Origin of the sequence: Pseudothioclava nitratireducens, assembly GCF_029210495.1 — a bacterium.
Lineage (GTDB): Bacteria > Pseudomonadota > Alphaproteobacteria > Rhodobacterales > Rhodobacteraceae > Pseudothioclava > Pseudothioclava nitratireducens.
The window spans coordinates 23,532-37,394 of the sequence record NZ_JARGDK010000015.1; the positions used below are offsets into that span (position 1 = coordinate 23,532).

A 13,863-nucleotide genomic window follows, 5' to 3' on the forward strand; every position below is an offset into this window, starting at 1 on the left:
CCGGTGTCCGGGCCCACCCCAGACACGCCCCCCAATCACCAGTTGAGCTATGCGCAAACCGTTCCTCCGGGGTGGCGGCGCTGGGTCGTGCATCTTCTGGAATTCACCACCGCAAAGCCCGCGTTGCTGCGCCTGGTGCGCCGCTTTCGGCGTGAGGGCATTCCGACAGGCCCCGCGTTTTTCCCGGCGATCCTGCGTGTGATGGGGGTCAGCGTCGAGATCGACAGGGAGACGCAGGCGCGCATCCCGCGCGAGGGGCCGCTGGTTGTCGTGGCCAATCACCCGCGGGGTCTTATTGACGGAATCGTCGTCGCGGACATGCTTGGTGAGGTGCGTCAGGACTACAAGATCCTGTCACGGCGTATCTTACGGGCGGTGCGCCCCATTGCCGAGCTTTCGATCCCGGTGCCGTTCCCGCATGAGCCGGACGCGCGAGAGGCGGTCGTTGCGATGCGGCGGGCGGCTTTGGCGCAACTCCGCGAGGGCGGGGCCGTGATTGTCTTTCCGGCGGGGGAAATTGCGGGTGCGCTATCCCCATGGGGCGCAGCAGTCGAGGGCGATTGGCATGTCTTTACCGCCAAGCTGATCCGCGAGAGCGGGGCGACGGTGGTGCCCGTCGCGCTTCCCGGACAGGCGTCGCGTAGCTACCTGATTGCCGGTCGGCTGTCGCGCACCTTGCGGCAGGGGCTCTTGTTGCGAGAGATCAAGCTCGTGTTGAAACGCCAGCAGCGGGTGGTCATCGGCACGCCGCTCGCGCCTGCTGACCCGCTTTTGCAAGGCCCGCTGACCGAAATGCCCGCACGATTGCGCGGGCATGTTCTGGGTCTGCTCGATGTCAGGCGGGGTCAGCGCGTCGGCACAGGCTCCGGCCCGGAATAGTCGTAAAAACCCTTGCCCGTTTTACGGCCCAGCCAGCCGGCCTCGACATATTTCGTCAGCAGCGGGCAGGGGCGGTATTTCGTATCCGCCAACCCGTCATAGAGCACGTTCATAATCGCCAGACAGGTATCGAGCCCGATGAAATCGGCGAGCTCCAGCGGCCCCATCGGATGGTTGGCCCCCAGCTTCATCGACAGGTCGATGGAGCGCACATTGCCCACCCCTTCATAAAGCGTGTAGACCGCCTCGTTGATCATCGGCACGAGAATGCGGTTCACGATGAAGGCCGGGAAATCTTCGGCCGAGGCCGAGGTCTTGCCAAGGCTCTCGACCACCGCCAGCACCGTTTCATAGGTCGCCTGATCCGTGGCGATACCGCGAATGATCTCGACGAGCTGCATCACCGGCACCGGGTTCATGAAGTGCAGCCCGATGAATTTCTCGGGCCGATCCGTGCGCGAGGCCAGTCGGGTGATCGAGATCGACGAGGTGTTCGACGCGAGAATCGTCGTCGGCTTGAGATGCGGCAGCAGGTCCTCGAAGATCGCCTGCTTCACCGTTTCCCGTTCGGTCGCGGCCTCGATCACCAGATCCGTCTGACCGAGATCGCTGAGGGTCATCGTGGTGCCGATCCGGGCCAGCGCCTCTGTTTTCGTGGCCTCTGAAATCTTTCCTTTGGAGGCCTGCCGCTCGAGATTCTTGTCGATGGTTTCAAGCGCCTTGCGCAAGCCATCCTCACTGATGTCGTTCAGCAGAACATCGTATCCGGCCAGCGCGAAGACATGCGCAATTCCGTTGCCCATCTGCCCCGCGCCCACGATTCCAACAGTCTCGATCGCCATGTCTTTTCCTCTTTTCAGGTCGCCGAACCTTATGCTGCGCACGCAATGCCGCGCAAGCGAAAGGCAGGAGATAGAGAGAATTTTCCCTTTAGGGCTTTGGCAAGGCTTGCGGCGCAAACTGGCCGTGGGTGAGTCGAAATACTGAGGTGGGAAAATGGCTTTCGAATATCCGGGCGATGGCGCCCTTGATTACTTTCCGTGCCGCTACGGGAAGTCAAAACTGTTGTTCCGCGGGCCGCGCAGGTCGTTGGACAAACCGTTCATCGCGGCGATGGGCGGGGCTGAAACCTACGGGAAATTTGTGGCGGAGCCATGGCCCGCCCTGCTTGAGGCGCGCTTGGGCATGCCGGTGGTGAATTTCGGCTATGTCAATGCCGGGATCGACGTTTTTACGAATGAGCCGCAGGTCGCGGATGTTTCGCGCGCGGCGCGGGTCTCGGTGATTCAGGTGCTGGGTGCCGCAAATATGTCGAACCGGTTCTATGCGGTGCATCCGCGGCGCAACGATCGCTTCTTGCGGGCCTCGAACCTGATGCGATCGCTCTTCCGGGACGTCGATTTCACGGAATTCCATTTCACGCGCCACCTTCTGAGCGCTCTGCAAGAGCGTGCGCCGGAAAAGTTCGGGGCGCTGGTCGAGGAGTTGCGGGCATCTTGGGTTGCGCGGATGAAACTCCTGCTCGAAAAGGTAGAGGGCGACAAGGTGTTGCTCTGGATCGGAGATTACTTGCCGCCCGGTCACGGCGACCCTCTCGGCTCGGAGCCGCTTTTGGTGCGTCACGATATGGTCAAACAGCTTGAACCGCTATGCGATGCCATCATCCGCGTCGAACCATCGCTGATGGCGCGCTCCACGGGAACGGTCGGGATGTCCTTCGCCCCGCTCGATGAGCCTGCCGCGCTGAGCATGCCGGGGCCAATGGTTCACGAAGAAATCGCCGAGGCGCTCGCGCCGGTTATGTCGCACTATGTCTGAGATATGAAAAAGGGCGGGGAAACCCGCCCTTTCCGCATCTTGCTTTCATCCAACCTGAAATACTCCGGGGGTCCGAGGGCAGCGCCCCCGGCATGTCCTCAGAGCTTCGAGGTTAGTTCCGGAACCGCGTCGAACAGATCCGCGACGAGGCCGAAGTCGGCGACCTGGAAGATCGGCGCTTCTTCGTCCTTGTTGATAGCGACGATAATCTTCGAGTCCTTCATCCCGGCAAGGTGCTGGATCGCACCCGAGATGCCGCAGGCGATGTAGAGCTCGGGCGCCACGACCTTGCCGGTCTGACCGACCTGCCAGTCGTTCGGCGCAAAGCCCGAGTCGACCGCCGCGCGCGAGGCGCCAACGGCAGCGCCCAGCTTGTCGGCCAGCGCTGCGATGATGCCGAAGCTCTCTTCCGAACCCACACCACGACCGCCCGAGACGACGATCTTCGCCGAGGTCAGCTCCGGACGATCCGAGGCCGCAACCTTGTCCTCGACCCAGGCGCTCAGCCCCTTGTCGCCGGCCGCAGCCGCTGCCTCGACCGACGCCGAGCCGCCTTCGCCCGCCGCTTCGAACGACGCGGTGCGCACGGTCAGAACCTTGGTCGCGTCTTTTGACTTCACGGTCTGGATCGCGTTACCCGCATAGATCGGGCGCTCGAACGTGTCCGCGTCAACGACGCCCGTCACATCCGAGATCACCATCACGTCGAGCAGCGCCGCGATGCGCGGCAGCGCGTTCTTGGCCGAGGCCGTAGAGGGCGCCACGATGTGGCTGTAGCCACCCGCCAGCGAGACGACCAGATCGGCCAGAGGCTCGGCCAGACCATGCGCGTAAGCCGCGTCATCGGCCGAGAGAACCTTGGACACGCCCGCGATCTTCGCCGCCGCATCCGCAGCGCCGCCAATGCCCGAGCCTGCGACCAGAACGGTCACGTCGCCCAGAGCCTTCGCCGCCGAAACGGCCTTGGCGGTCGCGTCCAGCGCCAGATCCGCGCCATTGACTTCTGCAATCAGGAGAACAGCCATCACACGACCCCCGCGTCCTTGAGTTTCGCCACCAGCTCATCCACCGAGCCGACCTTGATGCCTGCGCTGCGGCCTGCGGGCTCGGCGGTCTTCACCACCTCGAGACGTGGGCTCACATCGACGCCGTAATCGGCGGCGGTCTTTTCGTCGAGCGGCTTCTTCTTCGCCTTCATGATGTTCGGAAGCGAGGCGTAGCGCGGCTCGTTGAGGCGCAGGTCGGCGGTGATGATTGCCGGCAGCTTGACCGAGATCGTCTGCAGGCCGCCATCGACCTCGCGCGTGACCTTGGCTGCGTCGCCCGCGATCTCGACTTCGGAGGCAAAGGTCGCCTGACCCCAGCCCAGCAGCGCCGAAAGCATCTGACCGGTCGCGTTCATATCGTTGTCGATCGCCTGCTTGCCTGCAATCACCAGACCGGGCTGCTCTTCTTCGACGATCTTGGCGAGGATTTTCGCAACCGCCAGCGGCTCGATATCCTGATGCACGTCATCCGCGGCCACCACGAGGATCGCGCGATCCGCACCCATCGCAAGCGCGGTGCGCAGCGTTTCCTGCGCCTGCTTGACCCCGATCGAGACCACGACGATCTCTTCGACGGCACCCTTCTCCTTCAGACGGATCGCCTCTTCCACGGCGATTTCGTCGAACGGGTTCATCGACATTTTGACGTTGGCAAGATCGACCCCGCTCCCGTCCGCTTTGACGCGAACCTTCACGTTGTAGTCGATCACGCGCTTCACAGGCACCAAAACCTTCATCGGCGAGTGTCTCCCTACCATTGGACCCGCCCGAAAACCGGGCGGCATACAAGCTCTCGGCAATTTTGTTACAAGACCGACCCGCCGAGGGACAGAGTAAAATCGACCCGTTGGCGTGTCGCAACGTCACGTCGCAACGGGTTTTGCACCTGTTCCGGGAGAAACAGGCCGCTTTTGCAGCAATTCGTTGCGGCATTGCAGCATTTCGTTGGGATTCATTCGCGCAAAAAAGAATCGCGCACCCGGCGGGCGCGCGACAAGTGGGGGAGGGAGGCGACCCGCCCGAGAGGGACGGCGGGCGGGTCGTTCGCTTAGCAGGCGGCGATATACTCGCGCCCGTAAGCATCGCGGTAAACGCATTGACCGTCATTCGTCCGGCCGATGATCGCACCGGCTGCCGCCCCTGCGGCGGCGCCAAGAACGGCGCCTTGGGTGCGGTCGTCATCGCTCGAGATCGCCGCACCGATGGCGGCTCCGGTCGCAGCACCGGCCAGCGTGGATTGCTCGGCGGTCTCGCAGGCGGTCAGGCCGAGGGCAAGGATCGGCAGGGCGGCAAGTGCGGGTTTCATGGCAATCTCCTGTTGGTTGCGTCGCTTTCAGGATCAGAACGCATCGGCCCCCTTACGGTTCCGAGAAATATGGCTCACGATGTGGGATGAAGCGCGCAGGAGGCGGGAATGGCGGCGAAATTCGGAACGAGCGGGTTGCGGGGATTGGTCGAAGACCTCAGCGAGGCGGTCGTCGCCCGGCATCTGCGTGGTTTCCTTGCCGCTTGCCCGCATGGCGGTGCGGTGCATGTCGGGTGGGACTTGCGACCCTCCTCGCCTGCGATTGCCGAGGGCGTGTTGCGGACTGTGGCCGAAGCGGGGCTTGAGGCGCGCCGCTGCGGACCTGTGCCGACGCCCGCTCTGGCATTGTCAGCGCAGGCGGAGGGGGTGGCTGCGGTCATGGTCACCGGGAGCCATATTCCGGCGGACCGAAACGGGCTCAAGTTCTATTCGACCGCAGGCGAAATTACCAAGGCCGACGAGGCCGCAATTCTGAACGCGGCGCATGATCGGAACGGTCCCGGCGGCGGTGTGATCCGCGACTGGCCGGGCGTTGGCGAGGCCTATCTGGCGCGCTATCTGGCCGGCTTCGGGCAGGGTGCTCTGGTGGGGCGACGCATCGCGGTCTGGTCGCAAAGCTCTGTCGCGCGCGACCTTCTGGTGCGGCTCTTGGACACGCTTGGTGCCAAGGTGGTCGAGCTTGGGCGCAGCGACACGTTCGTACCGGTTGATACCGAAGCGCTGCCGGATGCGTGGCGGGGCCAGTTTTCGGAATGGGTGGCCGAGGGGCGGCTTGACGCGCTGGTCTCGACCGATGGCGATGCCGACCGCCCGCTGCTTGTGGATGAACTCGGAGAGGTCTGGCCCGGCGATATTCTGGGCGCAGTGGCGGCGCGGGCGCTGGGGGCGCGACGGCTTGCCGTGCCGGTGACGACGAACGGAATGCTGGAGCAGATGGGAAGCTTCGAGAGGGTCGAGCGCGGCGCGGTCGGCTCGCCTCATGTGATCGCGGCGATGCGGGCGATGATGGGCGCTGCGCCGGGCGTGGCGATCGCAGGGTTTGAGCCGTCGGGCGGGTTCCTTCTGGGCTTCGAAGCGAAAGGCCCAGCGGGGCCGATCCCGCCGCTGCTGACGCGGGATTCGGTCCTGCCACTGGTTGCGGTGCTGAGCGCGGCGGGAAATTCACCGCTTTCGCAGCTGCGTGCGGGCCTGCCGCAACGGTTCACTGCGGCGGATCGGCTGCAAGAGGTTGCGCCAGCGCGCGGGGTGGCACTTTTGGAAGCGCTGCAAGACCCGGATGCGCGGGCGGATTTCTTCGGCACGCCCGAGGCCTGCTGCGACGGGACTGACGGGCTGCGCCGGACCGATGCGCACGGGCGCGTGGTGCATCTGCGCCCGTCCGGAAATGCGCCCGAGTTCAGGGTCTATACCGAGGCGGACAGCACGAGGGCGGCGCAGGCTCTTCTGGAGGAGATGCTGGTGCGCGTGGCTGACCGATTGCGCTAGGTGCGTTCAGCGGTTCGCGCCGGGCACCCAGAGCACGTCCTTGGTGCCGTTGTCGTTCGCCACGCGAGAGGCCACGAAGAACCAGTCCGACAGGCGGTTGAGGTATTTCACCGCAAGGGGGTTCGCATCCTCATGTGCGGCGAGATCGGTGGCCTCGCGCTCGGCGCGGCGGGCGACCGTGCGGCAGAGATGTAGCGCCGCCGACAGCGCCGATCCGCCTGGCAGGACGAAGCTGCGCAGCGGCTCGAGATTGGCGTTCATCGCGTCGATCTCGGTCTCAAGGCGGGTCACCTGCGACTCGACGATGCGCAGAACGGGGTAACCGGCGTCGGCATCGCTCGCCATGTCGGGGCGCGACAGATCGGCGCCCAGATCAAAGAGGTCGTTCTGAATGCGCGCGAGCGCCGCATCCATCTCGCCAGTCGCCTGAAGGCGTGCAAGGCCGAGCGTTGCGTTGGTTTCGTCCACGGTGCCATAGGCACGCACGCGCAGGGAGTGCTTGGCGACCCGATCGCCATTCGACAAGGCGGTTTGCCCCGCATCGCCGGTGCGGGTGTAGATTTTGTTCAGCACGACCATGTCAGCCCCCTTTGCGCAGATAGACGAAGAGCAGAATGAGCGCGATCGCCACGGCCTGAGCCGCGATCCGAAGGCGCATCAGCTTGTTGGCGTGTTTCTTGTTGAAATCACCGCCTTTTGCAAACCCCCCGATGCCGATCATCAGGATCACGAGCACTGCAAAGCTGGATGCAGCGACAAGATAAAACATTGGATCGTTGCGCATTCTCTCTCCCCGTTCGCCAGACAGACATAGCGGGTCGGGGTGAAATTGCGAAAGTTTTTTTGGTTCAGCCCTGCGCGATGACCTTGTCGAGCAGGCGCGTCGGCAGCAGGCGGCGCGCGAGACCGGCGATATAGGTGGGCGTGGTGACGTAGTAACGTGGACGCGGGCGCGGGCTTTCGAGCGCGTGGATCAGCTTGGCGGTCACCGCCGAGGCGGGCAGTTCGAAACGGTCCTTCTTGGATTTCGCCTGATAGAGCCGCTTGAGCAGGCTCTCTTCATACTGCGCGCGCCGGGGCGAGGCCTTCCAGTCGATCCAGCGTTCGAAATGCGGGATCGAGTTTTCGCGGATCTTCGAGGTGACGGGGCCGGGCTCGATCAGGATGATTTCGATGCCGGTATCGGACATCTCGAGGCGCAGCACGTCGGTCAGCCCCTCGAGCGCGTATTTCGTCGAGACATAGGCCCCGCGCCAGCGTGCGCCGACAAGGCCGAGGACCGAGGAGCACTGAATGATCCGGCCTTCCCCGTTCGTGCCTTGCGCGCGCATCACGCGGATCGCACGGGTGGTCAGATCGTGGAGGCCAAAGAGATTGGTTTCGAAAATCTCGCGCAGCGCGCCGACCGGCAGGTCCTCGGTCGCGCCGGGGCAGGCATAGGCTGCGTTGTTATAAAGCGCATCGAGCTTACCGCCCGCGCGGGCGAGTGCCTCATTGAACCCGGCTTCAATGCTTTCAGGATCGGCAAGGTCAAGCTGGAACGAAATCAGCCCTTCCTCGCGCAGCCGCGCACAATCCTCTTCGCGCCGACATGTCGCAAAAACCTTCCAGCCGCGCGCTTTGAGCCCATGAGCCGCGTCGTAGCCGATGCCGGACGAACAGCCGGTGATGAGGATCGATTTGGTCATGCCTGTCTCCCGCGCGAATTTTCACGCCACAAGCACCCGCATGGGGTGCCTTTGGCGCGAAGCCTCCGGCGGAAGTATTTAAGGCTCGATGAAAGCGCAAGGGGCGCGTCAGTTTGCCGGGCGCAGGAGGCGCTTGGCGACCCAGCCTTCGACGCCGTCGCCTTCAATGCGGATCTTCACCCACTCGGCGCTTGCATCCGAGATGACGAGAACCTGCTCGCCGCGTGCGATCTTATCGACGACACCGTTCGAGGTGGAGGGACCCGCGCGCACGTTCAACCGGTTGGTCGCGACTTCCCAAAGTTGACCGCCCGCGACTGTGGGCGCCGGTGCGGCCACGCGATGCTCGGGCGAGGGCCGGAGCGCGGGCCCGGGCATCCGCACCTGAACCACAGGCGTAATGATTGCCTCGGGAACGGGGTCGGATTGGGCGGTGTCGATCTTGGCTATATCTACGATCGACAGCGGCGCGCTTGCGGCCATGGTGACCTCGGGCTCGAGCGCAGCTTGCTTGTCCGCAGGCACCCCATCGTCCCGCCCTGCGATCAGCATGACCAGAAACAGGCCGATCAACGTATTGAAAATCATTTTAAACATGGCACCCCCCCAAACGACTCATCACTACAAGACAATGTTAACACGTTCGTGATGGTTCCCTAAGGCACGGGCAAAATTTTTAACGGGGAAATTTTGCGCGCGGCTTTCACTTTGGTCATGCGCGATAGGGCTGGACCGAGCGAAGCGGCCCCTTTACACCGATCAGCATGAGCGAAAACGACGACATTCCCTCCGCCACCGTTTCCGAAACGCTGAGCCGCGCGATTGGCGAGCGCTACCTGACCTATGCGCTCTCGACGATCATGCACCGGGCTTTGCCGGATGCGCGTGACGGGTTGAAGCCGGTGCATCGGCGCATCCTGTTCGCCATGCGCGAGCTGAAGCTGTCGCCGACCGGGGGCTTCCGGAAGTCCGCGAAGATTTCGGGGGACGTGATGGGGAACTATCACCCCCATGGCGATGCCGCGATTTATGACGCGATGGCGCGTCTCGCGCAGGATTTCGCGATGCGTTACCCGCTCGTGGACGGGCAGGGCAACTTCGGCAATATCGACGGTGATAACCCGGCAGCCAGCCGCTATACCGAGGCGCGTCTGGCGCATCCGTCCGAGGCGCTGCTGGATGGTTTGGCCGAGAACGCGGTCGATTACCGCCCGAACTATGATGGCACCCTCGAAGAGCCGATCGTGCTTCCGGCGGCCTTCCCGAACCTTCTGGCCAATGGTGCCAGCGGGATCGCGGTCGGCATGGCGACGAACATTCCGCCGCATAACCTTGACGAGTTGGTCGAGGGGTGTCTGGCGATGATCAAGACGCCCGAGATTTCCGACGAGGCGTTGGTCGGCCTTATTCCGGGGCCGGATTTCCCGACGGGCGGCGTGATCGTCGAGCCGCGCGAGAACATCCTCGAGGCCTATCGCACGGGTCGAGGCGCGTTCCGCCTTCGGGCGCGCTGGGAGAAAGAGGATCTGGGGCGCGGCCAGTGGCAGATCGTCGTCACCGAAATCCCGTATCAGGTGCAGAAATCCAAGCTGATCGAGCGGCTGGCCGAACTGATCCAGACCCGCAAGGTCCCGGCGCTGGGCGATGTGCGTGATGAATCCGCCGATGATATTCGCATCGTGCTGGAGCCCAAGGTGCGCACGGTCGATCCCGAGATGCTGATGGGGATGCTGTTCCGCAACTCCGATCTGGAGGTTCGTTTCAGCCTCAACATGAACGTGCTGATCGACGGGCGTGTGCCCAAGGTCTGCTCGATCAAGGAAGTGCTGCGCGCCTTCCTCGACCACCGCCGCGAAGTGCTCCAGCGTCGTTCGCAGCACCGGATGGACAAGATCGACGCGCGGCTTGAGGTGCTCGGCGGTTACATCATCGCCTTCCTCAACCTCGACCGGGTGATCGAGATCATCCGCACCGAGGACGAACCGAAACCCGTCCTCATGGCGGAGTTCGAGCTGACCGAGGTGCAGGCCGAGGCGATCCTAAATATGCGTCTGCGCAGCTTGCGCCGTCTCGAAGAGATGGAACTTCGCCGCGAGCGTGACGCCCTTGTCGAAGAGCGCGCGGGTCTTGTCGATCTGCTCGCCAGCCCCGCGAAACAGTGGAAAACCATCGGCAACCAGCTCAGGGACGTCCAGAAACAGTTCGGCAAGTCCGCCCCCGGTGGCGCACGCCGGACCGATTTCGCCGAAGCGGGCGAGGTCGAGGAAGTGCCGATCGAGGCGATGATCGAGCGCGAGCCGATCACCGTGATCCTCTCGCAAATGGGCTGGGTGCGCGCGATGAAGGGCCACCAGCCGATTGATGCCGAGGTGAAATTCAAGGATGGCGACGGTCCGCGTTTCGCGATGCATGCCGAGACCACGGACCGCATCGTGATGATGGGGTCGAATGGGCGCGCCTACACCGTGCTGGGGGCGAACCTGCCCGGCGGGCGCGGCAATGGCGAGCCGGTGCGGCTCATGGTCGATATCCCCAACGATGTTGAAATCACGCATCTTTTGGTGCCCAAAGCGGGCGAGAAATACCTGATCGCCTCGACGGCGGGGGATGGCTTCATCTGTCCGGGCGACGAGCTGATCGCGCAGACCAAGTCGGGCAAGCAGGTGCTGAACGTGCGCGAGCCTGGGCGGACTGCGGTCTGCGTGCGGATCGAGGGCGATCATGTCGCGGCGGTGGGCGAAAACCGTAAGCTGCTGGTCTTTGCGCTGGATGAGTTGCCCGAGATGGCCAAGGGCAAGGGTGTGCGGCTCCAGAAATACAAGGATGGCGGGTTGTCCGATGCGCGTTGCTTTACGCTCGCGGATGGGCTTTCGTGGAAGGACCCGGCCGGGCGAACGCGAACCGAAACCGATCTGGAGGAATGGATCGGCAAGCGGGCCTCGGCGGGCCGGATGGCACCACGCGGCTTCCCGCGCGACAACAAGTTCACCTAAAACAAAACGGGGGCCAGCGCGGCCCCCGTTGTCTTAGATCTGCCTGTCGCCTCAGGCGTAAAGCGCAGGCACGCCAAGCTGGTTGTGGATGTGGTTCACCGATTGCTCGTCGATGCCCAGCTTCTGCGCAAGCGCGTGCAGATATTGCGCCTCATTCTGGTTGTCGAGGTCAATCGCCATGACCGACATCGTGTAGGTCTGCGCCTCAAGCCCGTCCGGGATCATTCGCGCAAGACCGTCCACATCGACGGGGGCCGCGAGTTCACGCTCGACGAAGGCAAGTTCTTCTGCGCTCACATCACCCAGTTGGCCGAGGATTTTTTGTTGCTCGGACTGATCGACCTTGCCGTCCGACTTCATCGCCTGAATCATCGCCTTGAGCATCAGGCCGGCCATCGCGTTTTGCGCGGCTGTCGGTGCGCGGTCGGGTTCACCCCGGTTCGAGAAGGCGGAGTTCAGTTCTTCACCAAAGCCGCGCTCTTGCGCTTGCGCCTGACCGCCGCCGAGCATTCCGCCCAGAAGTCCGCCCAGGCCGCCTGCCGCGCCACCGGCAGCGAGCGTGCCGAGCAGATCACCAATGCCGCCCGAAGATTTGCCGCCCGCCAGTTGGCCGAGAATGTCACCAAGGCCGCCAGTGCTCTGACCGCGCGGCGAGGAACGGGTCGAGATGTTGCGCGACCCCGCGCCGCCCAGCTCTTCGAGCAACCCGCCGAGGCCGCCCGCAGAGCCGCCCGTGCGCGAGGTGCCGCTTTTGCCGCCGAGGATCGAGCCCATCATGTCCTCGAGGCCCGAGCCGCCCGAAGCGCCGCCCAGCAGCCCGCCCGAGCTTCGCCCCGACGATCCCTTGGCAAGGCTCGACATCCCCTTTGCAACCGCTACGCCAACGGCCACCTTGGCCAGTGTGCCCATCAAAGACATGATAACCCCCCGGGTTCTGAAACAACGTTACTTCACAAAGCCTAGAACAACTGGCGGCGCGGGTCATGGGAATTATCGGGGGGTTTTCTCAGGCTGTGCTGGCCGTCAGCCAAATGCCGCCTCCGGGGCGTAGCGTCAGGATCATCTCGGGGGTCGGGTCGCGCCCCGCGACAGGGGCAAATCGGAACCGCGCGAGCAGGGTGGCGAGGATGATCTGTGCCTCTTGCAGGGCAAAGCCCGCGCCGATGCAGATCCGCGGCCCCGCGCCAAAGGGCAGAAAGGCGAAGCGGTTTATCTTGTCCTCTTCTGCGAAACGTTCCGGGCGGAAAGCGTGTGGATCGTCCCAATGCGCGTGATGGCGGTGCAGCGCGTAGATCGGGAGCGCGACCGTATCGCCGCGCCGGATCTCGCGCCCGAGGATCACGTCGTCCCGTGCGGCAGTGCGCGAGAGGAAGGCTGCCGGGGGATAGAGGCGCAGGCTCTCCAGCACGATTTGCCGGATCAGCGGCATATGCGGCAGGTCCGCCACGCTCGCGACGCGCCCCCCGATCTGGGCCCGTGCCTCGGCCTGTGCGCGCGCCTGCACCTCTGGGTCGAAGGCGCAGAGATAAAGCGCCCAGGACAAGGTCAGCGCAGTGGTCTCGTGGCCCGCCACGATGAAGGTCAACAGGTTGTCGCGGAGTTCCTCGGGGGCGAGGGTCCGGTCAGTCTCGGGGTCTTGGGCGGTCGTCAGCAGGTCGAGCAGATCGGCGACGGGTTTCGGGCCTGCGCGCCGCCGCGCGTCGATGGCCGCATCGGCATGGCGCTTGAGATCGCGCGTGATCGGCGCCGAGAAGAGCCGCCCCGGACGTGGCACCCAAGACGGGGCCGCGAAGAGATCGAGCAGCGAGAGCTTGGCTGTCTGCGCGATATAGGCGTCGATGGCGTGATGGATCGCGCGTCGATCGAAGCCCGCATCGCCCGAAAAGGTCACGTTGGAAATCACTTCGAACGTCGCCGCAACCATCTCTTCATGGAGGTTCAGCGCCCGTCCCGTGTCCGCAGCCGCAGCGATCCGGGCGGCGCTCGCCTCGGCCGCAGCCTGCATGACCGGGGCCAGTGCCTCCATGTTGCGCAGTGCAAAGACCGGGGCCGCCGCGCGGCGCTGCCAGCGCCAGTCCGCGCCCTCGGCCACGAACATGCCGCGACCGACCGCAGGGCCAAGAATGAGCTTTGTAACCAGAGACTTGGGGTAGTCCTCGACCCGGTCCTTTAGGACGTGGCGAAGGGCTTCGGGATGCATGATCATGTGCCAGCGCGCGCCCGTCCAGCCCGAGATCATCGGCGCGTGCGTCGCGATCTCGGGGATCAGGGAAAGAACATTGCGCCGCGCCGCGCCAAGCGAGGCCAGCACGCCCAACGGCTTACGGGCGAGCGCGACCTGCGCAGGAAGCCTGTCGCCCCCGGCATCGGGTGACGCGGGGGCGGTCTCCGGCGGCAAATCTGTCCGAGTGGCGGTCATGCTGCCAAAGGTAGGGCGCAAGGGCCGCGCTCCAAGCGCAAAACGGCGCGAGGACGTCAATGTGGGCTTGATTTTTCCCCCTCGGGGCAATAGGTAGCGCGCGATATTGACTCGGGCCGAACGTGGCCCCCGAACCAGAGGCGCTCCGCGAGATGGCAAAGGAAAAGTTTGAACGTACGAAACCGCACGTCAACATCGGCACGATCGGCCACGTTGACCACGGCAAAAC

At 64.2% G+C, this 13,863-nt stretch carries 14 protein-coding genes; 4 read left to right on the plus strand and 10 right to left on the minus strand.

The window, feature by feature from the left end:
- The first annotated feature begins 3 nt into the window (after window positions 1-3).
- The gene (locus P0X85_RS14210; protein ID WP_275814765.1) at window positions 4-879 is read left to right on the plus strand and encodes a 1-acyl-sn-glycerol-3-phosphate acyltransferase; all 876 of its coding nucleotides are present in this window, start codon (window positions 4-6) and stop codon (window positions 877-879) included.
- On the opposite strand, the gene P0X85_RS14215 is transcribed toward P0X85_RS14210, so the two are convergent.
- A complete protein-coding gene (locus P0X85_RS14215; RefSeq protein ID WP_275814768.1) occupies window positions 846-1,721 on the minus strand; it encodes a 3-hydroxybutyryl-CoA dehydrogenase in 876 nt (291 codons plus the stop codon). The genes P0X85_RS14210 and P0X85_RS14215 overlap by 34 nt on opposite strands.
- Window positions 1,722-1,875: 154 nt before the next feature.
- On the opposite strand from P0X85_RS14215, the gene P0X85_RS14220 reads away from it, so the two are divergent.
- Window positions 1,876-2,697 (plus strand): DUF6473 family protein, encoded by an 822-nt coding sequence (locus tag P0X85_RS14220; protein ID WP_275814772.1) that lies wholly within the window; start codon window positions 1,876-1,878, stop codon window positions 2,695-2,697.
- Between the two features lie 98 nt (window positions 2,698-2,795).
- On the opposite strand, the gene P0X85_RS14225 is transcribed toward P0X85_RS14220, so the two are convergent.
- The 3 genes from P0X85_RS14225 to P0X85_RS14235 all read right to left on the minus strand — a co-directional run bounded on the left by P0X85_RS14225 (window position 2,796) and on the right by P0X85_RS14235 (window position 5,049).
- Window positions 2,796-3,722, minus strand: a complete 927-nt coding sequence (locus P0X85_RS14225; protein WP_275814777.1) for an electron transfer flavoprotein subunit alpha/FixB family protein — start codon at window positions 3,720-3,722, stop codon at window positions 2,796-2,798.
- The gene (locus P0X85_RS14230) at window positions 3,722-4,480 is read right to left on the minus strand and encodes an electron transfer flavoprotein subunit beta/FixA family protein (protein ID WP_275814780.1); all 759 of its coding nucleotides are present in this window, start codon (window positions 4,478-4,480) and stop codon (window positions 3,722-3,724) included. Before P0X85_RS14230 ends, P0X85_RS14225 begins: the two co-directional genes overlap by 1 nt.
- Window positions 4,481-4,791: 311 nt before the next feature.
- Window positions 4,792-5,049: a glycine zipper 2TM domain-containing protein gene (locus tag P0X85_RS14235; protein ID WP_275814783.1), complete on the minus strand. Its 258-nt coding sequence runs from the start codon at window positions 5,047-5,049 to the stop codon at window positions 4,792-4,794.
- A 108-nt stretch (window positions 5,050-5,157) separates the two neighbouring features.
- On the opposite strand from P0X85_RS14235, the gene P0X85_RS14240 reads away from it, so the two are divergent.
- Entirely contained in the window at window positions 5,158-6,534 is a 1,377-nt protein-coding gene (locus tag P0X85_RS14240; RefSeq protein ID WP_275814786.1) for a phosphohexomutase domain-containing protein, read from the plus strand.
- A gap of 6 nt (window positions 6,535-6,540) precedes the next feature.
- On the opposite strand, the gene P0X85_RS14245 is transcribed toward P0X85_RS14240, so the two are convergent.
- From P0X85_RS14245 to P0X85_RS14260, 4 genes are all read right to left on the minus strand, one after another.
- Window positions 6,541-7,113: a cob(I)yrinic acid a,c-diamide adenosyltransferase gene (locus P0X85_RS14245; RefSeq protein ID WP_275814789.1), complete on the minus strand. Its 573-nt coding sequence runs from the start codon at window positions 7,111-7,113 to the stop codon at window positions 6,541-6,543.
- A gap of 1 nt (window position 7,114) precedes the next feature.
- Entirely contained in the window at window positions 7,115-7,318 is a 204-nt protein-coding gene (locus P0X85_RS14250) for a twin transmembrane helix small protein (protein ID WP_275814793.1), read from the minus strand.
- Between the two features lie 64 nt (window positions 7,319-7,382).
- Window positions 7,383-8,222 carry an SDR family NAD(P)-dependent oxidoreductase gene (locus P0X85_RS14255; protein WP_275814796.1) on the minus strand — a complete coding sequence of 280 codons (840 nt, stop codon included), beginning with the start codon at window positions 8,220-8,222 and terminating at the stop codon, window positions 7,383-7,385.
- A 108-nt stretch (window positions 8,223-8,330) separates the two neighbouring features.
- The gene (locus P0X85_RS14260; protein WP_275814799.1) at window positions 8,331-8,819 is read right to left on the minus strand and encodes an SH3 domain-containing protein; all 489 of its coding nucleotides are present in this window, start codon (window positions 8,817-8,819) and stop codon (window positions 8,331-8,333) included.
- A 167-nt stretch (window positions 8,820-8,986) separates the two neighbouring features.
- On the opposite strand from P0X85_RS14260, the gene parC reads away from it, so the two are divergent.
- Window positions 8,987-11,215, plus strand: a complete 2,229-nt coding sequence (parC, locus tag P0X85_RS14265; RefSeq protein ID WP_275814801.1) for a DNA topoisomerase IV subunit A — start codon at window positions 8,987-8,989, stop codon at window positions 11,213-11,215.
- 51 nt (window positions 11,216-11,266) lie between these two features.
- Here parC and P0X85_RS14270 read toward each other — a convergent pair whose 3' ends face one another.
- Both P0X85_RS14270 and P0X85_RS14275 read right to left on the minus strand, forming a co-directional pair.
- Window positions 11,267-12,133, minus strand: coding sequence for a DUF533 domain-containing protein (locus tag P0X85_RS14270; RefSeq protein ID WP_275814804.1), 867 nt, complete (start codon window positions 12,131-12,133; stop codon window positions 11,267-11,269).
- A gap of 88 nt (window positions 12,134-12,221) precedes the next feature.
- Entirely contained in the window at window positions 12,222-13,655 is a 1,434-nt protein-coding gene (locus tag P0X85_RS14275; protein WP_275814807.1) for a cytochrome P450, read from the minus strand.
- Window positions 13,656-13,863 lie beyond the last annotated feature (208 nt).